Origin of the sequence: Rathayibacter agropyri, from assembly GCF_013249015.1 — a bacterium.
GTDB classification, from domain to species: domain Bacteria; phylum Actinomycetota; class Actinomycetes; order Actinomycetales; family Microbacteriaceae; genus Rathayibacter; species Rathayibacter agropyri.
In genome coordinates, this window is sequence record NZ_JABRPL010000002.1 from 38,589 (window position 1) to 58,925 (window position 20,337).

Below are 20,337 nucleotides of genomic sequence, written 5' to 3' on the forward strand. Positions count from 1 at the left end.
GCGCGGACGCAGGACTTTTCACACTATCAGCGGCCGGCGTTGCGGCTCAGAGCCACACAGCCGCGCCCAGCGCTGCGAAGCACGCTGGAATCGGCATGTGAGCGTGCAGCGGGGCATCCAGTGTGCAGCAGGACGTGCAGAAGCCCCCGCGGACGACTCCGCGGGGGCTTCTGCACGGGTCGAGAGTCAGCTCGTGGCCATCTGGCCCAGCGTCGCCTTCGCCTCGTATGTCTGGCCGTTGCGCACGTAGGTCAACTCGACCTCGGCGTTCGCGGGCTGCGCGCGGACCTGAGCGGTGATATCAGTCCGATTCGTGACCGGAATGCCGCCGATGGCCGTGATGATGTCGCCCTCTTTGAGACCGGCGGCCTGAGCGGCGCCCCCTCCCGCCACGCTTTCGATCGATGCACCGAGCACGCCCTCGACCGAGTCGCCCACACTCGCGCCGAGCAGGCCGTGCGAAACAGAGCCGTTCGCAATGATCTCCTTCGAGACGCGCTCGGCGACCGAGCTGGGGATGGAGAAGCCGACGCCGATGCTGCCGGCCGCGCCGGAGGAGGACTTGTCCGCGCTGGCAATAGCGACGTTGACACCGATGAGCTCGCCATTGCTATTGAGCAGGGCCCCGCCGGAGTTGCCCGGATTGATCGACGCATCCGTCTGAATGACCGGCAGCGAGACCGAACTCTTGGCCTGAGTCGGCTGCTGCTGACCGGGGAGGTCGAAATTGAATGGGCTGTCATCGCCGCCGCTCGTACTGTCGCCGGACGCGCTTGGCGGTGCAGAGGATGCGACCGAAATGCTGCGGTTGAGTGCGCTGACGATGCCGTCGGTGACGGTGCCGGGGAGGTTCAGCGGAGCGCCGATCGCCACAGCGGTGTCGCCGACATTGACCTTCGTGGAGTCCGCGAGCGTCATCGGTCTGAGGTCCGTCGCTCCCGTGAGCTTGATGACGGCGAGATCGAGGGTCGGATCGGTGCCGACGACAGTGGCGTCGAAGATGCGGCCGTCGCTGGTGGAGACGGAGATGGTCGGGGTCGAGGTCGTGCCGCCCAGAGTGACGACGTGCGTGTTGGTCAGGACGTACCCGTCCTTGGAGAGCACGATGCCCGAGCCGTTCCCTCCCCCGGTCGCATCCTTGACGGCAATGGTCACGACGCTCGGGCTCGCCTTCGCGGCAACCGCGGTGGCGGTCGTGGCGTCCTCGGCATTGTTCACCGTGATCGTCTGCGCGCCGCCGGTCGAGACCACGCGCGTCCCGCCCCCGTTGGAAGCGGACCACAGGCCGAACACGCCGGCTCCCGCGACGCCTCCGACGACCGCGCCGATCGCGAGGGCCGCGACGACACCGACGCCGGCGCGGCGCTTGCCCGAGGAGGAAGCCGCTGACTGCTCCGTGCCGAAGGCACTTGCGGCAGGCGGCTGCTCTGAGCCGTGCAGCGTGTTCGGCGCGGGAGGCGCGTACTGGCCGTAGCGGGCGGGCTGCAAAACGGGCTGTGCCTCGTTGCCGACCGTCGCATTCGGTGTGTACGGCTGCTGAGGAGCGGAGGGGTAGGGCTCGGTCGGGTTCTCGCGGTGGATCTCGCCCTGGTGGATCGGCTCGGTGGTCGAGGACGACGCTCCGGAGCTCTCGCCGGGGATGCGCTCGGTCGCCTCTCGGGCGCCGGACTCCGTCGGCGTGGTGGGTTCCTCCGGCTGACGAGGACCCTCGTGACTCTCGGTCATGGGTGCTGCTCCTTCCAAGCGGGGATAGCTTGGCGATCTTACCTGAGCGTTTCTTATGACGAGCCTGCGAGCGCGAAATGAAATCGTCACGGTCGTCCGACCGGGCACACTGGAAGCGTGAGCATTTCCGGATCCTGGTCACGCGCCGCAGCTGGCGCGGGCCTCCTCGGCCCGAGTGGTGACGTCGCCGCCACCGTCTTCAGCGAAATGAGCGCACTCGCCCAGCGCACTGGTGCGGTCAACCTCGGCCAGGGCTTCCCGGATGAGGACGGTCCGCAGGACGTCCTTGAGGCGGCGCGCGCAGCCATCGCCTCTGGTGTCAACCAGTACCCGCCCGGACCGGGCTTCCCGGTACTCCGGGAAGCGATTGCCGCGCATCAGCGCCGCTTCTACGGCCTCGAGCTCGATCCGGACGGTGATGTGCTGGTCACAACGGGCGCGACGGAGGCGCTCGCGGCAACGATGCTCGCGCTCCTCGAGCCGGGCGACGAAGTCGTCACGTTCACTCCGCACTACGACGCGTACGGCGCTCTGATCGCCCTTGCCGGCGGCGTGCACCGCACCGTTCCCCTGCGCGGTCCCTCCTTCACCGTCGACCATGACGAGCTCGCCGCCGCCATCAGCGACCGCACCCGGATCATCCTGGTGAACGATCCGCACAACCCCACCGGCTCCGTCCTTTCCGCCGACACGCGTGACGTGATCGTTCGCCTCGCCGAGCGGCACGACGCGGTGATCGTCACGGACGAGGTCTACGAGCACCTGCGCTTCGACACCTCGCACGTGCCCCTGGCGACCCTGCCCGGTGCATTCGAGCGCACCCTCTCGATCTCCTCCGCGGGCAAGACCTTCAGCACCACCGGCTGGAAGATCGGGTGGATCAGCGGGCCGCGCGAGCTCGTGACCGCAGTCCTCGCGGTCAAGCAGTTCCTCACCTATGTCAGCGGCGCGCCGTTCCAGGGTGCGGTCGCCCTCGGCCTCGCGCTGCCCGACTCCTTCTTCACGGGGATTGCGGCAACCCTCGCCCACAAGCGCGATCTGCTCTCGGCGGGCCTGGCGGCGGCCGGCTTCGGCGTCGCTCCCTCGTCCAGCGGCTATTTCGTCGTCGCGGACGCGGCTCCGCTCGGCTTCGACGACGGTGTCGCGCTCTGCCGAGAGCTGCCGGAGCTCGCCGGCGTGGTGGCTGTCCCCGTCTCGGCGTTCTGCCGACCGGAGGACGCGACGCCCTACCGCTCCCTCGTCCGCTTCGCGTTCTGCAAGCGCTTCGAGGTGCTCGAGGAGGCAGTGGCAGGGCTCGCTCGGATGGCGCGCTGAGGCGTCAGAGCGGTTGCACGCGGAACCGCCGCAGCGCCAGCGCAGGGTTTTTCGCGCGCACCTGCTCGATCCGGTCGCGGGAAACCCAGGCGACGGCGACGTCCTCAACTTCGCCGAGCGTCACGATCTCGACGCCCATCGGATCGACCACCATGCTCGTGCCCACCCCGATCGGAGGCGTCTGGTCGGCCGCGAGGAGGTACACGGTGTTCTCGAGGGCGCGCGCGGTGACCAGCGTCCGCCAGTGCGCCTCCTTGAGCGGGCCGCGCACCCACTCGGCGGGCGCCGCGATAACGTCTACCCCCGCGTCGACCAGCCAGCGGCTCACCTCGGGGAAGCGCAGGTCGTAGCAGGTCTGCAGGCCGACGACGAGGCCCCCCACATCGAAGGTCTCGGGCGCGGTGATCTCGCCCGGCGCGACCCACTCCGACTCCGTCTGCCCAAAGGCGTCATAGAGGTGGAGCTTGCGGTAGCGCGCGACGAGTGCCCCCGAGGGATCGAGCGCCACAAGGGTGTTGGCGATCCGCCGACCGTCGACCGCTTCGACCATCCCGGCGACGAGATGGACCCGACGCTCTCGCGCGAGTGCCGCGAGCCCCTGCACGAAGGGACCGTCGAGCGCCTCCCCCGCCGCGACAATGTCCGGCCCGAGCGGGTCGGTGAAGGCGGAGCTGTACTCGGGAAGGACAACCAGAGTCGCACCGCGCTCCGCCGCGATGCGTACCAGCCGAGCGATCGTGGTGAGGTTCTGCTCGCGGTCGGCGGTCGGAGCGAACTGCGCGACCGCCATCCCGACGGCGCCGCTCATCAGCTCGGCGGGTAGAGGAAGAGGGCAACCTGCGAGGCCGGGATGGTCCGCGTGTGATACGCGTGGGTGTGGCCCCAGTTGTACTCCTCGAGCGCGACCGTGCCGTCGGCATTAACGGCCTGAACGTACGCCACATGGTTGCCGGTGAACCAGGCCACCGCTCCCGGGACAGGAGTGCTGCTGGTCACCCAGCCGTGCGAGGCCCACTGGCCAGCCCAGGCGTAGGCGCTGCCGCCTCCCGGGGTCATATTGCCCCAGGTCCACTTGAACGCGGCGCTCGTGGCTCCCTGGTCGCGGTTGATGCGCCAGGCGACGAAGTCAACGCACTCGCGGTAGTAGTAGCGCAGCGGCGAGAGCCCGCCGCCCTGCTCGTCGGTGAGCTGGTCGCGCCACGGGTAGTCGTCGCCCTCTTGCCGCGGAGTCACCGAGGTACTCGTGCCAGCGCCGCCTGCGGAAGCGCCCTTCGGTGTCGCGGCGGACTGCGCCTCCTGGGCGACACGCGCCGCCTCGGCGTCGCGGGCGGCCTGCTCGGCGGCGGCGAGAGCACGCGCTTGGGCGGCGGCCTCGTCAAGCTGCGCCTGGGTCGGCGCGGTAAAGGAATCGCGGATGACCTGCTCCTGAGCGGCGTCGGGCGCAACCGTGAGCTTTTGGTTGCCCAGGGCTCGCACACGAGCGGCGGCCTCGATCGCGGCCTGCGAATCGGGAGCCGGATCGAATGAGTACGCCGGAAGAGCAGAGACAGCGACGAGCCCGGCGATCGCGGCGGTAGCGATCATGCTAATGGCGGTGCGGACTACCTTTCGCGAGCGACCGCGAACGGGGCGGATCGGGGTCAGGATCGGAGTGGCGACAGGTGCGGCCGGAAGTGCCCGCGGAACCGATCTCGCCTCACGCAGGCTCCTGCGGGTCGGGTGGCCGCCGGCTCCGTCGTTCGAGAGCTCGCCCACCTGTTCGTCCGTCACACCGGCACCCTTCACATCGCGGTCGAGGATACCGCGCACGGCCCGGCGACACACCGAGTGGCACGGGTGCGGCGGAGCCGGAGGTGCACCTGCGCCGTCGCGCGATGATGACTCGCGGCGCCGCCCGGAGTAGCGTCCGTGACAAAGCGGGAGCAACGCAGCGGCCGCGGAACGGAGGACGGCCATGATCCGGAGCGAGCGCGCGTTCAGCGGCTTCAGCGTGGACAACGTGGAGAGCGCGTGTGCGTTCTACGGTGGCGTGCTCGGACTCGAGGTCGCGGTGAACGCGATGGGCATCCTCGAGATCGAACTGCCGGGCGGCGGACGCGCGATTGCCTACCCCAAGCCCGAGCACGAGCCGGCAGGATTCACGATTCTGAACTTCGCGGTCGAGAGCGTCGATGCCGCCGTGGCGGAGCTGAACGCGGCGGGAGTCGTCACGGCCATCTATGACGATCCCGCCCTTCCGACCGACGCGACCGGAGTGATGCGCGGCCACGGACCGACGATCTGCTGGTTCCGTGACCCTGCGGGCAACGTGCTGAGCGTGATCGAGGGCGACTGACGACGAGGTCACGCCCGCACCGCCCGAGCCGGGTCGATTGACGCCGCTCGCACCGCAGGAGCGACGGACGCGAGCGTCCCCGTGACGAGCCCCGTCGCAAGTCCGAGCAGCGGTGCGGAAGAGGAGAGCACCGGCTCCCAGCCTTGACCAGCGCTGACAGCCAACACCGTCAGGAGACCGCTCGCTGCCCCGGCCGCTCCGCCCGCGCCGCCGACGAGCGCCCCCTCGAGGAGGAAGAGCAGAGCCGTCGCCGCCCTACTTGCACCCACGGCGCGGCGCAGTCCGATCTCGGCGACCCTGGACTGGACAGAGACGAACAGGATCGCGGCGGCGCTGACCGTCGCCAGCCCGAGCAGGACGAGCGAGATCGTGGCGACCAGGGCGCTCAGGTCGGTTGCAACCCCTCGGCGGAGGTTCCGCAGATCGGCGACCGTCTCGACGTTCACCGATCCGGGGGCACCCGGAGCGACGGCGACGGGGATTGCCTCCGCAACCGCGGCCGGTCGACCCGGCTCGGTGCGCACGACGAGCGAGTGATCGGCTCCGGGCAGATCGTCCGTGACCGCCGCCGAGACGAAGACTGCGGAGTCGAGATCCGCGCGGCCAGAGTCCTCAATCAGACCGACGACCTCGACAGGTTGGCCGCCGACCCAGACCTCGACGCCCGGCGCGGCGGCGGAGACGCCGAGTGTCGTGGCGGCTTGTGCGCCTAGCACAGCGAAGCGACCCGGCACGGCCGGATGAAAAAACGAGCGCGCCGTCGACGGCCGGGTGCGCACATCGTTGAGCGCGAGCAGGGCAGAGTCTCCACCGACGACCCGCAGGGGTGCGCTCTGGCGGACGACCACGGAGCCGGGACGGAACCTGGCCAGGCCCGCGTCCACTGCAGAGACGGAGATGGAACGCGCGACGCCGACGACTCCGGGGAGAGCGTCGATCCGCTCGACGGCGACCTGCTCAGCGTCCACGCGCTCGGCCATTCTGCGCTCCTCCGGGAGCGACACAGTCACCTCGTCGAGCGCCGCCCGGACGAGGCGCTGCGAGATCTGGTGGGAGGCCGTCTCGGCGAGGCCCGTTGCGGCGACCAGACCTCCGGTACCGACGAGGAAGGCGAGGAGGAGGAGCGCCGTTCGACCTGGGCGCAGCGTGATGGAGGAGAGCGCATCACCCACGATGCCGAGGAGCGCTCGCACCCGCTGCCGGGCAGGGCGCCGCTCCGCTGGCTGTGCAGGAGCGAGGCGAGAGCGGCTGTCTCCTGTATCGGCGACGACCGTCCCGTCGGCAACCTCGATTCTCCGGCTCGCGGCGCGCGCCACTCGTTCGTCGTGGGTGACCACTACGACCGTCCTGCCCTCGTCGTGAAGCTCCTGCAGCAGCCGGATCACTTCAAGACCGTTCGCCGAGTCGAGGTTGCCGGTCGGCTCGTCCGCGAGGACGACCTCCGGGTCAGTACAGACGGCGCGGGCGATCGCGAGCCGCTGACGCTCCCCACCCGAGAGCGACCTTCCGGCAGCCCCGCGCCGGTGCAAGAGGCCCAGGCGCGCGAGCGCCCTCGTCACGCGCTCGCTCTGTTCCTCGGCGCTCCGGCCGCCGATGCGCAGCGGCACCGCGGCATTGCGCTCGACCGAATCATCGGGAAGCACGTGAGACGCCTGGAAAACGAAGCCGAACACTCGAGACCGCAACTGATCACGACGGTGGTCCCGCAACGCACTCACGTCAGTGCCATCAATGCAGTAGCTGCCCGAGGTCGGCTGATCGAGGAGCCCGAGGACGTTGAGGAGAGTCGACTTGCCCGCTCCTGAGGGACCGATCACTGCCACGAACTCACCGCGTTCGATGACCAAATCGACCCCAGACAGAGCGGTCGTCGCGGACGCACCGTCCCCGTACCGGCGTCCCACATCGCGCAGTTCGAGCAGCGGAGTCACTGCGGCACCCGGACCATCGTGCCCACGGGAAGCGCGTCGGTCGGATCAAAGGACGCCCAGCCATCCGCCTGTGCGCGCAAGCCGATCTCGATTCGCGGCGGCGGCGCGCTCGGGTCGCCTGTCGGCTGAACGAAGGTCTTCCCATCCTCCTGAAGCACCGCAACGAGAGGAACGGCCGGAACCTCCTCGCCCGTCCGGCCGGTCGCGACGGTGACGGCACGACCGATCGCGAAACCCTGGTCCGGCCTCTGCGAGAAGGTCACGTTCACGTCGTAGCCGGCGCCAGACGAGGAGTCTGTGGAAAAGGCTCCGATCGACGACACGGTTCCCGTGGCGGATGCGCCCGCCTCCCCGGTGAGGGTTACCGCCGTGCCGACCTTAAACTCCTCCACACTGATGACACTCGCCCGCGCACGGACAGCGTCGGGAGCGGTGCGGAGTTCGGCAAGCGTGTGCCCGGTGCCCCCGCCAGGCTCGACGGGAGCCGCGGACGCGGGCGAAGAGCCTGCGCCGGAGCCGCCCTCCGGCAGGACGGTCCCGACGGGGGCGACCGAGGCGACGATGGCACTCGGGCCGGGAAGGATGACAAGCTCGCCGAGGTCAACGCTCGTTCCCGGCCCAATACCCCCAGGCGGCTCCGCGTCCGCCCGGTCGTAGAGGTCGCGGATCCCCCGCTGTGTCTGCGCGTCGACGACACCGCTGTCCACGACATCCAGGCCAGCTTCCGCGAGCGCGTCCTGGAAGCGCGAGACGTCCTCCCCCTTGTCGCCCGCTGTGAGCGCGCGGTACGGGGGAACGTCCATCGACAGCACGAACACGGGTCTGTCCGAGACCTCGGCGAGGAGCATCCCGGCGCCGACCTCCTGCCCGACCTCGACGTGAACTGCGGTCACCACAGCACGAGCCGCAGACCGCGGGCGGACTGCTTCGACTGGGAGAGTCGTGCCCGCGACCACCTCTCCCTGAAGGCGAGCGGATTCGGCAACCACCCGTGATTCGATCGCGACGTCGACCGGAACGACAGCGGTGGACGCATCGACGGCCACCGACTCGGGAGTCTGAATCGATCGGCCCCACCAGAACGCGCTGCCGGCGGCGAGCAGCACGACCGCGACGAAGACCCCGATCAGAGCGGGACGCGCTACACGCCCAGGCCGGGCGAGGTCGTCGCCGTCCGGCTCAGCTTCCATGCTCAGCGATCACCTGCTTGGCTCGCTCGAGCACCTCCGCCTGCTTCTGCTTCACCGCCGCCAACTCCGCCTCATGCGCCGCGATATACCCGGCCTGATACTGAGCCTGAATGTCATACAAAGTCTGCTCCACCTTCGCCTCCTGATGACACTTCGCCTCCGCAACCGCCGTCCTCACCCGACCCTCGGGATCCTCCGGCTTATCTGTCACTTCAAACGACGACGGGTTATCACTCATCGAGAGCCCGTTGGTCGCGAAGCACTCGGCAAGAGCCGCCCGAACCTTCGGGAACTCCTCACTCTCCGCCGCCGCCACCCCACCCCCGTGGCGACCCTCATCGACAACCACCATCAACGCTTCGGTGGGGTTATCGCTGTGGCCCGCGTCTTCTGTGAGATTCGGGATCCGCTCGACCGAGTTGTTGCACCGGCTCTCGGCAGCCATCTGCTCCGCCGACGGCGTCCCGTCCGCGGCAACCGCGGCCATCACGCTCTTCTCATACGGCGACTCCGGGACGCCATAGCCATACGCTGCGGCCCGAGACACACTCCAACTGCCGTACTCCCGATTGGACGGCTCATCCCAGCCCCCCTGCCAGTCCACATGCGCTGGCGAATAATCACGACCGGACTGCTGCAGGCAGTCAAGTATGAGCAGGTCATTCGCATGCGTGACCAGGAGCATCTCAGCGTTGGAGGGCAGAAACTCGTCGAGGGGAAGACGAACCGACTCCAGCTCCTCGTGAAGAACGGCATGCACCGAACCGTCCGGAGCGACCTGCTCATAAACCTGGCCTTCAGTCGACTCCGGGGCAGGCGACCCGCTGACGTCGACGGCTTCCTGAGAACAGCCGACCAGCACGAGCGAGATCCCGGCGACGACGACTCCACACGACCCTAGGACAGCACCGCGCATTAGCCGTTGATCCTCCAGCTGGTGATCTGGTCATTCAGATCGTGCGGCCCGCGGTCACAGAGCCGGCTGGGGAGGGATCGCTCGGACGACTGTTCCCTGAGGAACATGCTGCACCCGCTGTAGTCCTTGTCCGAGTAGAAGCGCGTGGGGTATTTGTTGGTGGCCACACTGGAAGCCTGATCGTTCCACCAGTCACCACCGAGCGACTCTCGGTTCGGATTCTGCTGGGTCATCTTCCCCCCGAAATTGTCGTGTTCGAACAGGCAGACGTACACGCAGCCGTCCGAAAAGGTATCGGCGCCCGCCGGTGCGGCCCCGGTGATCGCCGCTGTGGCCACGACACCCAGCAGGGCGATTCTCGCCCAGGCCGCGGACCCCGCCGCCCCGCTCTTCTTCACCGCTGTGATCGTCATCGCTGTCTCCTTTGTCTCGACCTGACGGAATGTCAGTGACCAGGAGGATACGCGGTCCAAGAACGCCGAACTCATCTGGCGCGAAATGACGGGTCCTCAGCGTCCGAGCCGCTCGCGCACGGAAACACAGCCCGCGCAGCACGGGCTGAACCCGTCACCCGCCGTCACCGCACGGTACCGGAACCCCCATCGACAGCACGAGCACGGGTCGGTCCGAGACCTCGGCGAGGAGCATCCCGGAGCCGACATTGTGCCCGGCATCGCCCGCGGTCACCCGGCGCAGGACGGAGACGACGACCGGATCGCGTTGACCAGAAGCGCGGGATCTGCGACAACCCCTCTCAGAAGAGAGCTGCTTAAACGACGAAAGCCGATCCCTTTCGGGACCGGCTTTCGCTTTCCTGTTGCGGGGGCAGGATTTGAACCTACGACCTCTGGGTTATGAGCCCAGCGAGCTACCGAACTGCTCCACCCCGCGGCACAAGAGAAGACACTACAGGCGTTGCGAAGCTGGTGCAAATCGACGCTTCGGCTGGGTGGAGTTCTCCGTTCAGGCGGGCTTCGTCGCGCGCAACACGTCACGCCGATCGACAAGGAGAGCGACCTCCGCCAGGGCCGCCGCGAGGTCCGCCGAGGATCGAGCCCAGGTGCGCACGTCCGCCGCCTCTCTCGAGCCGCCGGAGTGAGGCCACACCAGAACGACGCCACCGGGGGCCACGAACCATTCGGTGAGCCGCGCCCACTCCTCCAGGTCAGGCAGCCACGAGACAACGCCCTCGGAGGTGAGCACGACGTCGAAGGAGTCCGGCTCGGGCAGCATGTGCCGCAGCTCGTACAGGTTCGCGCAGACGAAGCGGGTCCGCTCGGACAGGTCGCGCTCGGCAGCACGAGCGCGGGCGCGGCGTACAGCCGGCATTGAAAAGTCCACTCCGACGACATGCGCGCCCCGCCCCGCAAGTTCTCCCGCGTCGAGGCCGTCGCCGGAGCCGAGATGCAGAACTCGCGGTCGGCTGACCGTGGAGGTGAGCACAGCATCCACTAGCGCCGGTCGGAGCGCACCCTCGCCGGTGCGCTCCTCCCAGTACATGCGATTTAGGTCGAGCCACTCTCCCGAGCGCAGGTGCTCGCCGCGGTCGACCTGGACCATCCGGACTACTGCCCCTCGGCCTGGAGCGCCCGCGCGAGCGCCTCGGTCAGCTGCTTGTCCGCCGTGGCAAACGCGGAAAGATCGCCTGACTTGAGAGCCGCCTCGCGAGCCGTGAGCGCGGTCCGAGCGTCGCTCAGGGCCTTTTGCAGCGCGCTCTGGTCACCCGTCCCGGTGCCGCCGGTGCCTCCCGCGGTCCCGCCCGCGTCACCGCCGGTGTTTCCACCAGCGGTACCCGTGCCTGCGCCCGGAGTCGTCGGCGTGCCGGTGTCGCCTGCGTTCGCTCCCGAGTCGCCGCCGAAGAGGCTGTCGAGGGCCGCGTCGAGGGTGTCCTCGAAGGCGATGTCGTCGCCGAACGCGACCAGGACCTTCTGCAGGAGCGGGAAGCTCGTGTCGCCGTTGGAGCGCACATAGATCGGCTGGACGTAGAGCAGGCCGCCGCCGACCGGCAACGTCAACAGGTTGCCCCTCGTGACGGTCGTATCACCACGCGAGAGGATGTTGAGCTCGTTGGCGACTGTGGGGTCGGTCGTGAACGCGTTCTGCACCTGGCCAGGGCCCGGGACCGTGTCGTCCTTGGGCAGCTCGAGCAGGCGGAGCGTGCCGTAGCCGTCAGCCACGGAGCCCGCTTGGGATCCGGCGTCCGAATCGGCCACGAGATAGCCGGTCAGCACGTTACGGCTCGCCTGCGCACCCTGGACGCTCGCCGGGATATACGTCGAGTAGAGCGAGTAGGACGGCACCCCCTGATCCGGAGTCTGCAGCGTCAGATAGTACGGCGGCTGCAGGCTGGCACCTGATGCGGCGGCTGTGGTTGCGGCTCCGCTGGTCGGGTCGTTGGGAGTCGCCCAGGCGTCCTCACGGGAGTAGAACGATCCGGCGTCGGTCACGTGGTACGTGCCGAGCACCGCACGCTGGACCTTGAAGAGGTCCTCCGGGTAGCGGACGTGGCTGAGTAGCTGCGCGGACATGTCGCTCACCGGCTTAACCGTCGTCGGGAAGATCTTTTCCCAGGTCTGCAGAATCGGATCCTTGGTGTCCCACGCGTAGAGAGTGACCTTACCGTCGTAAGCGTCCACGGTAGCCTTCACCGAATTGCGGATGTAATTGACGTCATCGGCCGGGAACTGCTGCTGCGTGCTGGTGTCGGCGATCGCCTGCGAGAGGCTCTGCACCTCCGAGTACGGGTAGTCGGCAGAGGTGGTGTACCCATCGACGACCCACACCACGCGGCCATCGACAACGGTCGGGTAGGCGTCGGAGTCGAGCTTGAGGTAGGGAGCGACCTTCTGCACACGTTGCACGGGATCGCGGTCGTAAAGAATCTGGGAATCGTCGTTCACGCCGTCAGAGAGGAAGATCTGCTCGGACTGGAACTTGATCGCATAAACGAGCTTCTTGAAGACGTTATCGAGCGAAGGTCCGCCTTTGCCATCGAAGGTCGTATACGTCTGCTGCGCCCCATCGGTGCCCGACGGGTAGTCGAGTTCGATGTCGCGCGAGTCGTTGCCGCCGACGATCGAGTATGGCGGCGAGTTCTCGCCGAAGTAAATGCGCGGCTGGTAGTCGCCCAGGTCTCCGGTGGTGGGGACGCCCGACTCGATGAAGACGGGCTCGCCGTCAGCCGAGCGCTGGTTGCCGTACGCGGCGACGAGGCCGTAACCGTGGGTGTAGACCAGCGTCTGGTTGTACCAGGTCTGGTTCGTGCCGAGGCCGTTGAGGTTCAGCTCGCGAACGCCGACGACGGCGTCCTGAGTGGAGCCGTTGATGGAGTAACGGTCGACGTCGAGGGCGTTCTGCGTGTCGCCGAACTTGTAGTACTGGCGGAATTGCTGAAGCTGCGCGAACGCGTCGGTAACGACAGCGGGATCAAGGATGCGGATGTTCGCCGTCGTCTCCGCGTCGGAGCGGAGCGCTCCCGGCTCGGCGTCGGTGGTGGCGTCATACGGGATGACCTGGACGTCGTTCACCCCGTACGCCTGCCGGGTCATGTCGATGTTGTTTTGGATAAACGGCTGCTCGAGCGTGCGCTCGTTCGGCTCAACCTGGAACTTCTGCACGATCCACGGGTAGAGGGAGCCCACCAGCAGGCTTGACACGATCAGCAGCGCCGTGCCGATGACCGGGAGACGCCAGCGGCCGACGAAGGCGGTAACCACGAAAAGGATTGCGACCAGCGCGGCGATTCCGGCGAGAATCTGCAGGCCCGGGATTGTCGCGTTGACGGTCGAGTAGGTTGCTCCAGTGATGCGCGGGCCCTGCTTCGCGAGCGTGGCGTACTGGTCGAGCCAGAAGCTGACGGCCTGCACGGCGAGATACAGAGCCGCCGTGATCGCGAGCTGGACGCGCGACGCCTTCGAGATGCGAATCTCGCGGCCGTTGATCCGGATAGCTCCGTAGAGATAGCCGGTGGCGAGAGCCGCGAACGCCGAGATGAGCAGAACCGCCGAAGCAAATCCGACAATGCTCTGATAGAAGGGCAGTTCGAAGAGGTAGAACGACGTATCCAGGCCGAATTGCGGATCCGCGACCCCCGAGGGCGTGCGATTCCAGAACGTGAGACTCGTCTGCCAGCGGGTGGCCGAGGAGACGCCGGCGAAGAGGCCGAGCACCGCGGGGATCCCGAAAGTGGCCAGGCGCCGCAGCGGCTCCACGACCTGCTGGTAGCGGTCGATCTGCGGATTGAGCTTCGCGTAGACCGGCCGGAGGCGGTACGCGAGCATCAGGCTGACGAACACCGGCACGGCCATCGCGACGAAACCGATGATGAAGAGCCCGCCGGCGGCCGCCCACTGCGTCGTGAGCACGGACAGGAAGCCGAGCTGGTCATACCAGAGGATGTCGGTGTACAAACTGGCGAAGACGAAGAACGCCACCACCAGGACGGCCACCACCACGACAGTGACGGCGAGGACGCTCCGTCTCTTCCGCTGCGGGGTTTCGGTTGCTGTGGAACTCACGTAGGGGCCTCTTGCTGTCGAGATGTGAGGGGAGAGACCCATGCTATGCGACGTGTGCCCGGGGCACCTGAGCGTCACCCGCCCCGTCCCCCGCCCCCGGCCCCGTCGAGAACTCAAAAGTTGTCGCACTCGGCGCCGAGTGCGACAACTTTTGGACAGTGGGGGGTGCCGGAGTGTGGGAAGGCGGTGGGTCGAGGGCGGGCGTCAGTTGATCGGAGTGGCGCTGCTGCAGGTGGGGAGGCCGGACGTGTCGCCGGCAGCGACGGCCTTGAGGGCGGCGAGCGCGTCGTCGAGGGTTGAAACCGCCAGCACGCCGAGTCCGTCGGGGATGTGACCGACCACTTCGGTGCAGTTGCTGCTCGGAGCGAGGAAATATGCCGCACCGGCGCCCCTCGCTCCATAGAGCTTCTGCCGGATCCCGCCGATCGGGCCGACCTCACCCGCGGCGTCGATCGTCCCGGTTCCCGCCACGTTCTGGCCGCCGTTCAGCTCGCCCTCGGTGAGCTTGTCGATGATCCCGAGCGCGAACATCATTCCCGCGCTGGGTCCGCCGACGTCGTCGAGCTGGATGTCGACCTGGAAGGGGAAGTCGAATGCCGCCCCGGGGAGAACTCCGATCACGGCGGCGCCATTGGACTCGCGGGGCGTCACCTGCACCTCCTGCTGCGCTCCGCCGCGCTCGATGCTCAGCTGCACCGGTGCACCGGTGCCGAGCGTCTGCAGCGTCGAGCGCAGGGCGGCCGCATCAGCGACCGCGGTGCCTGCTACGGCGAGAATCTCGTCCCCCGGCTCCAGAACACCTTCGGCGGGAGATCCTTCCGGCACCTGCACCACCGAGACGCGCTGCTGGACGTCGTAGCCGAGTTCAGTGAGCGCCGCCGCGATCGCCTCCTGCTGCGAGTCGGTCATCTCGGCCTGGTTCATCTCGTCGCGCTCTTCGACCGTGGTCGACGGCGGGAAGATCGCGTCGACCGGGACAACAGCCTTTGTGCGGTCGAACCAGGCGCCCGCGACCTCTAACCAGTTCGGAAGGCTCTGCGGATTGCCGACGACCGAGACGGTCAGCATGTCGAGGGTGCCGCCGGTCGGATAGGTCGTCTCGTCCGGGATCGAGATCAGGGGAATGTCCTTGCTGGTGCCCAGGGTGTCGAAGACGGGGCCGGGTTGCTCGATCACATAGGGAGCGGGAGTGACGCCGAGACCAACGACGAGCGCGACTCCCGAGAGGAGGACGACCGGACCCACCCACGCGCGGCGAGGGGAGGACGACGGGCGCGGGCCGTCGGAAAACAGCGACACGGGGGCCTTTCTGACTGCGGGTGAAGCGGCTCCACCGGGATGTTCGCGGCGGGCGGAAGTGGGCTGGGCCCGGGTGGCGCTCTGCACGACGCGGCCCGAGGCGCTCGGGCTAACGTAGCTTGCACGACTGGGAGTCGCGCCGGAACAAGCGCCCGATGCAGGGCGGCGGAGGCTGCGCGAGGACCGATTCCACCGAATGACGGAGGGCTGATCCGATGGCCGATGGCGACAGTGCGGACCGAGCGGGCGGCGGCTCCGAGGACGAGTTCCGGGAGATGCTGCGGCAGTTCCTCTCGGGGAACGGACCGGTCGATCCCGCGCAGCTCGCGGGGGCCGCGGGTCTTCCGAACGATCCTGCCGCGCTAGCGAACCTGCTCGCGCAGCTCCAGAGCGCGATGCAGCACAACGGTGCAGGAGGCGTGAACTGGACGCTCTCGCTGGAGCAGGCAAAGCAGTTGGCGCGCGCCGAGTCCACGCCGGTGTCCGACTCCGTCCGCGCACCGTTCGACGGTGCGTTCCACGTCGCGGCGCTCTGGCTCGATGAGGTCGCCTACGTCTCGGAGTTGAGCCGCACGCCGCGCTCGATCAGCCGGCTGGAGTGGATCACGCTGACCATGCCCGTATGGACTCAACTCGCCGAGCCGGTCGCCCTGAGCATCTCGGACGCGCTGACCCGAGTGCTGCGCGACCAGGCGCCCGAGGAAATGCAGGCGATGATTGCCGGCGCCGAGGGCATGATGCGCGGGATCGGCGGCACCCTGTTCGCTTTGCAGCTCGGCCAGGTCGTCGGGCAGTTGGCGGCCGAAGTCGTCTCGGGCGGCGACATCGGCATTCCGCTGCTCGAGGAGAACGACGCGGCGATCGTGCCGCAGAACGTTGCCGCGTTCGGCGAGGGTCTCGACATTCCGCTCGATCAGGTCCAGCTCTACCTCGCGGTGCGCGAACTCGCGCACGCGCGCCTGTTCCGCCACGGCAAGTGGCTCCGACTGGCCCTGATCTCGCAGATCACCGACTTTGCGCGAGGGATCAGCATCGACACCACCCGCCTTGAGGAGCTGGCCGAGACCTTCGACCCGGCCAACCCCGAGGAGCTGCGCGACGCGATGACCTCGGGCGCGCTGATCCCGCCAAAGACGGAGGAGCAGCGTGCCGCGCACGGCCGCCTCGAGACAGTCCTCGCGCTGATCGAGGGCTGGGTCGACGTGGTGACGGCCGCGGCGACCACCCGGTTGCCCAGCGCCGGCGCGATTGCCGAGACGGTCCGTCGCCGGCGTGCGTCCGGCGGGCCCGCCGAATCCGCCTTCGCGACGCTGGTCGGGCTGGAGTTGCGGCCGCGGCGCCTGCGCGAGGCCGCCGCGATGTGGCAGGCCGTCACCGACGCGGTCGGACCGGAGGCGCGGGACGCCCTGTGGTCGCATCCCGACCTCCTGCCTGGGTCGGATGACCTCGACGACTCGAGCGCGCTGGTCGCCCGACTCACCGCGGAGGCCCGCGGCGAGACTCCGGAGCCGGACGAGATGGATCGCGCTCTAGAGGATCTGCTCAACGGCACGATGCCGCACGAGGGCGATGCGGAGGATCCCGGCGAGGGCGCTTCCGGCGACCCGGGAGACGACCAGGGTCCCGCGCCGACCGGCGACCGTCCCGTCTGATCCGGCGCCCGGCGCCCGCCTGTGGACAACTCGCGCGGCGCCGGGCCGATGTCCGCCATGATCGGGCGATGGTGCTCCGACTCGATCCCCGACTCCCCCTGCTGTGGCGCTCCGCGAACTCGGTGCAGCTCGGGCTCGACCGGCCGCACGTGATCCTCGAGGGGGTCGGCTATCCCGAGGAGCTGCTCCTCGACGCCCTGCGGATCGGCACGAGCGCGGGCACCGTCCGGTTGATCGCACGACGCGCGGGAGCATCCGACACCCGCGTCGATGAGGTGCTCGCGGCGCTGCGCCCCGTGCTGGTGCGCACGATTGAGCCCGGCCCTCCCCCGGCCCCTCGCGTCGTCATTGAGGGTGCTGGCGGCGCCTCCGATGCGCTGAGGACGCTGCTCCGGAGCGAGGGCTGCGAACTGCTGGCCGAGGACTCCCTGCCGGATCTCGCGGTCCTGGTCGCGGACTTCGCCATCGCCCCCGCCCGCGCGGCGCACTGGCTCGGGGCGGATGTTCCGCACCTGGCTGTCGTGTTCGGCGACGAGGGTGTGCACCTCGGCCCGCTGGTCGAGCCGGGCGAGGGGCCGTGCCTGCACTGCGCCGAGCGTGCACGGGTCGACCTTGACCCGGACCGGCCGCGACTCATCGTCCAGGTGTTCGGCAGGACGGCGCCCACCCGCACTCCCCTGGCGAGCGCCGCGATCGCGGTCGCGGCGGCCGACGTCGTTCTGCGGCGGCTCCTGGCCGGATGGCGCGGCTTGCGTGTCATCGAGCGCAGCTATACCGACGCGTCAGGCAGTTTCAGCGAGCGGAGGCGGGAGGCGCACCCCGGCTGCGCGTGCCGAGCTCTTCCAGGAAGCGCGACGGCTCCCGGCGACTGACACGGCCAACCGTGGAGCGCGCCCACGAGAGCCGGAGCCGCCGTCGAGCGCGGGTGATCCCGACATACAGCAGCCGGCGCTCCTCGTCGATCGCCTCGAGCCCGGCGGCGTACGAGATCGGAAGCAAGCCCTCGGCGAGCCCCATCAGGTGCACCGACTCCCACTCCAGGCCCTTCGCCGAGTGCAGGGTCGCGAGGGTGACCGCCGCCCGGTCGGGCTCGTGGTGCACCTGCTGGCGGGCGATGAGGTCGTCGGTGAACTGGCGAAAGCTCCAACCTGCTGGCGCCTCGTCCACCAGGCGGGCCAGTGTGTCCAGCGACTCCCAGCGGTCGCGCACCGCGCCCAGCGCAGACGGGGGCTCGGCGCTCCAACCGAGGGAGCGGAGCACGTCGCTCACCGACTTGAACAGCGGCTCGCCGGCGATGGAGACGGAGGCGGCGCGCAGCTGCATCACGGCCTGCTTCACTTCGGGCAGGTCGAAGAAGCGCTTACCGCCGCGCATGTGCGCGCTGACTCCGCGCTCGTGCAGCGCGTGCTCGATGACGGCGGACTGGCTGTTGGTGCGAAAGAGCACCGCGATGTCGGAGGGGCGAACCCCCGCCTCCATGTCCGCGGTGACCCTCGCCGCGATGCCGCGCGCTTCCGCGATGTCGTCCGGGTAGGCGTCGATCGCCGGCTCCGGGGCCTCCGCCGCGGCCACGGCATGGAGGGAGAGTGCCCCCGGGCGCCCGCGCATCAGACGGTTCGCCGTCTGCACGATCGGCACGGCCGAGCGGTAGTTCTCTTCGAGGCGGACGACGGTCGCGGCCGGCCAGCGGGCCGGGAAGTCGAGGAGGTAGTCGGCGCGGGCCCCCGCGAAGGAATAGATGGTCTGGCTGGCGTCACCGACGACGCAGAGGTCGCTCCGGTCGCCCAGCCACAGCTCCAGGAGCCGCTGCTGCAACGGCGAGACGTCCTGGTACTCGTCGACCACGAAGAAGCGGTACTGCTCGCGCACCTGCATCGCCATTGCCGGCTCGGATTCGAGCATCCCGGCGGTCACGAGCAGCACGTCCTCGAAGTCGATCTGGCGACGCTGGTCCTTGAGGCCCTCGTACTCGTCCACGAGAGCGACGGTCTGCTCGAGTGTGAGCCGGCCCGGGAGCGCGCGGGTGCGCGCGGCGACCGCGTACTGCTCGAGCGAGAGAGCGGACACCTTCCGCCACTCGATTTCGGCCGAGAGGTCACGCAACGTTGCCGTGTCGAGCTTGAGGCGGAGGCGCTCGGCCGCATGCCCGAGCAGCCGCGCCTTGCCATCGAGGAGCTGCGGCATCGTCCCGCCGACCAGCTGCGGCCAGAAGTACCCCAGCTGAGAGAGCGCCGCGGCGTGGAAGGTGCGCGCTTGGACTCCGCCGGCTCCGAGCACCCGCAGGCGCGAGCGCAGTTCGCCCGCCGCGCGGCTGGTGAAGGTGAGCGCCATCACGCGCCCAGGAGTGTAGACGCCGGTGGCGACTCCGTGCGCGATGCGGTGGGTGATCGTGCGCGTCTTGCCCGTCCCCGCTCCGGCGAGCACGCAGACCGGGCCGAGCAGCGCCTGGGCCGCCTCACGCTGCCCCTCGTCAAGACCGTCGAGCAGGCTCACGCGATCGGGCCGTTCTCCAGCTCGCCTCCGTACCAGTCCTCAATCATCGCGCGAGCGATTGACGATCGCCCGGGCAGGAGCACCGAGTCGAGCGAGTCGTGCAGCTGCTCCCGGGTGAACCAGCGCAGCTCGACAATCTCCTCGCCGTCCGGGAGCAGATCGTCCGGCGACTGGTCATCGGCGAGCCGAGCGCTGAATCCGACCATGAGCGAGGCAGGGAACGGCCAGGGCTGCGAGCCGAGGTACTGAGGGGTGACGACGCGAAGCCCCGACTCCTCGCCGATCTCGCGGATTACCGCTGCCTCGAGTGACTCGCCGGGCTCGACGAAACCGGCCAACAACGAGAAGCGGCCGGTGCCCCACAGAGCGTTAGAGCCGAGCAAGAGGCGTTCAGCGGCGTCGAGGACGCAGACGATGATCGCGGGATCGGTCCGCGGGAAGACCTGACTGCCGTCGGTGGGCGAGCGGCGCAGCCAGCCACCATGCTCGACCACGGTCGGGTCGCCGTTGCGGGGCGAGTAGCCGTGCGAGGCGTGCCAGTTGACGATCGCGAGCGCCTCGGTGAAGAGGCCGGCGTCACGGTCGCTCAGGCGCTCGATGATCGGACGCAGGCCACTCCAGCGCTCCTCGTCGGGCTCGAGTTCGGCGGCGGCCGCATCCGTCAGCACCGTCGCGACCACCGGGGTGCCCGCAGGCTCGCCCGGCGCGTCCACCGTCGTGCGGCCGAGGTAGATGCGGAGCACGCCGGAGGTGACCTGCGCCGTGGTGCGCAGGGCGAGGCGCTCGGAGTCGACAAGCGTGCGGTCATGGTGCAGCGCAAGCACGCGGGTGGCGGGGTTGGCAAGCAGCTCGTCGAAGAGCGCCGGGCGGATGCGACCGACGTTGTCGCGGTCGACCGCTTGTCGAGAGAGCGGGAGGCGATCGGCGAAGGGCACTGACATCCGGAGCTCATTTCATGATGGAGC

The 20,337-nt window shown here is 68.8% G+C and carries 16 protein-coding genes and 1 tRNA gene; 4 read left to right on the forward strand and 13 right to left on the reverse strand.

Annotated features, from left to right (window positions below):
* Window positions 1-186: 186 nt before the first annotated feature.
* Window positions 187-1,725 (reverse strand): S1C family serine protease, encoded by a 1,539-nt coding sequence (locus HRF29_RS05790; RefSeq protein ID WP_173246151.1) that lies wholly within the window; start codon window positions 1,723-1,725, stop codon window positions 187-189.
* Window positions 1,726-1,842: 117 nt separating this feature from the next.
* Between HRF29_RS05790 and HRF29_RS05795 the strand changes: the two genes are divergently transcribed.
* On the forward strand, window positions 1,843-3,039 hold the full coding sequence (locus HRF29_RS05795) for an aminotransferase class I/II-fold pyridoxal phosphate-dependent enzyme (RefSeq protein WP_173246154.1): 1,197 nt from the start codon (window positions 1,843-1,845) through the stop codon (window positions 3,037-3,039).
* Window positions 3,040-3,043: 4 nt separating this feature from the next.
* On the opposite strand, the gene HRF29_RS05800 is transcribed toward HRF29_RS05795, so the two are convergent.
* Both HRF29_RS05800 and HRF29_RS05805 read right to left on the reverse strand, forming a co-directional pair.
* Window positions 3,044-3,847: a carbon-nitrogen hydrolase family protein gene (locus HRF29_RS05800; protein ID WP_173246157.1), complete on the reverse strand. Its 804-nt coding sequence runs from the start codon at window positions 3,845-3,847 to the stop codon at window positions 3,044-3,046.
* Entirely contained in the window at window positions 3,847-4,809 is a 963-nt protein-coding gene (locus tag HRF29_RS05805; protein WP_222929606.1) for a CHAP domain-containing protein, read from the reverse strand. Before HRF29_RS05805 ends, HRF29_RS05800 begins: the two co-directional genes overlap by 1 nt.
* Window positions 4,810-4,993: 184 nt before the next feature.
* Here HRF29_RS05805 and HRF29_RS05810 point away from each other — a divergent pair, with 184 nt between their 5' ends.
* Entirely contained in the window at window positions 4,994-5,374 is a 381-nt protein-coding gene (locus HRF29_RS05810; RefSeq protein ID WP_173246163.1) for a VOC family protein, read from the forward strand.
* An 8-nt stretch (window positions 5,375-5,382) separates the two neighbouring features.
* Here the strand turns inward: HRF29_RS05810 and HRF29_RS05815 are convergent, their stop codons facing one another.
* The 8 genes from HRF29_RS05815 to HRF29_RS05850 form a co-directional block, all read right to left on the reverse strand.
* Complete coding sequence (locus HRF29_RS05815; protein WP_173246167.1) at window positions 5,383-7,305, reverse strand: ATP-binding cassette domain-containing protein; 1,923 nt, start codon at window positions 7,303-7,305, stop codon at window positions 5,383-5,385.
* Entirely contained in the window at window positions 7,302-8,495 is a 1,194-nt protein-coding gene (locus HRF29_RS05820) for an efflux RND transporter periplasmic adaptor subunit (RefSeq protein WP_173246170.1), read from the reverse strand. Before HRF29_RS05820 ends, HRF29_RS05815 begins: the two co-directional genes overlap by 4 nt.
* Window positions 8,485-9,411 (reverse strand): hypothetical protein, encoded by a 927-nt coding sequence (locus tag HRF29_RS05825; RefSeq protein WP_173246173.1) that lies wholly within the window; start codon window positions 9,409-9,411, stop codon window positions 8,485-8,487. Before HRF29_RS05825 ends, HRF29_RS05820 begins: the two co-directional genes overlap by 11 nt.
* On the reverse strand, window positions 9,411-9,824 hold the full coding sequence (locus tag HRF29_RS05830) for a peptidase inhibitor family I36 protein (RefSeq protein ID WP_173246176.1): 414 nt from the start codon (window positions 9,822-9,824) through the stop codon (window positions 9,411-9,413). The genes HRF29_RS05825 and HRF29_RS05830 overlap by 1 nt, the downstream gene beginning before the upstream one ends.
* 404 nt (window positions 9,825-10,228) lie before the next feature.
* A tRNA-Met gene (locus HRF29_RS05835) sits at window positions 10,229-10,302 on the reverse strand.
* 72 nt (window positions 10,303-10,374) lie between these two features.
* Window positions 10,375-10,971, reverse strand: a complete 597-nt coding sequence (locus HRF29_RS05840; RefSeq protein WP_173246179.1) for a class I SAM-dependent methyltransferase — start codon at window positions 10,969-10,971, stop codon at window positions 10,375-10,377.
* A 5-nt stretch (window positions 10,972-10,976) separates the two neighbouring features.
* A complete protein-coding gene (locus tag HRF29_RS05845) occupies window positions 10,977-13,970 on the reverse strand; it encodes a UPF0182 family membrane protein (protein ID WP_173246182.1) in 2,994 nt (997 codons plus the stop codon).
* Between the two features lie 162 nt (window positions 13,971-14,132).
* Window positions 14,133-15,227 carry a PDZ domain-containing protein gene (locus HRF29_RS05850; protein ID WP_173246185.1) on the reverse strand — a complete coding sequence of 365 codons (1,095 nt, stop codon included), beginning with the start codon at window positions 15,225-15,227 and terminating at the stop codon, window positions 14,133-14,135.
* Window positions 15,228-15,442: 215 nt separating this feature from the next.
* Here HRF29_RS05850 and HRF29_RS05855 point away from each other — a divergent pair, with 215 nt between their 5' ends.
* Together HRF29_RS05855 and HRF29_RS05860 are read left to right on the forward strand one after the other, a co-directional pair.
* The gene (locus HRF29_RS05855; RefSeq protein WP_173246188.1) at window positions 15,443-16,879 is read left to right on the forward strand and encodes a zinc-dependent metalloprotease; all 1,437 of its coding nucleotides are present in this window, start codon (window positions 15,443-15,445) and stop codon (window positions 16,877-16,879) included.
* 68 nt (window positions 16,880-16,947) lie between these two features.
* Window positions 16,948-17,751 (forward strand): hypothetical protein, encoded by an 804-nt coding sequence (locus HRF29_RS05860; protein WP_173246191.1) that lies wholly within the window; start codon window positions 16,948-16,950, stop codon window positions 17,749-17,751.
* On the opposite strand, the gene HRF29_RS05865 is transcribed toward HRF29_RS05860, so the two are convergent.
* Window positions 17,672-19,408 carry an ATP-dependent helicase gene (locus tag HRF29_RS05865; RefSeq protein ID WP_173247630.1) on the reverse strand — a complete coding sequence of 579 codons (1,737 nt, stop codon included), beginning with the start codon at window positions 19,406-19,408 and terminating at the stop codon, window positions 17,672-17,674. The two genes, HRF29_RS05860 and HRF29_RS05865, sit on opposite strands and share 80 nt — an antisense overlap.
* Window positions 19,369-20,313, reverse strand: a complete 945-nt coding sequence (gene nudC, locus HRF29_RS05870; RefSeq protein WP_173246194.1) for an NAD(+) diphosphatase — start codon at window positions 20,311-20,313, stop codon at window positions 19,369-19,371. Before nudC ends, HRF29_RS05865 begins: the two co-directional genes overlap by 40 nt.
* Window positions 20,314-20,337: the final 24 nt, after the last annotated feature.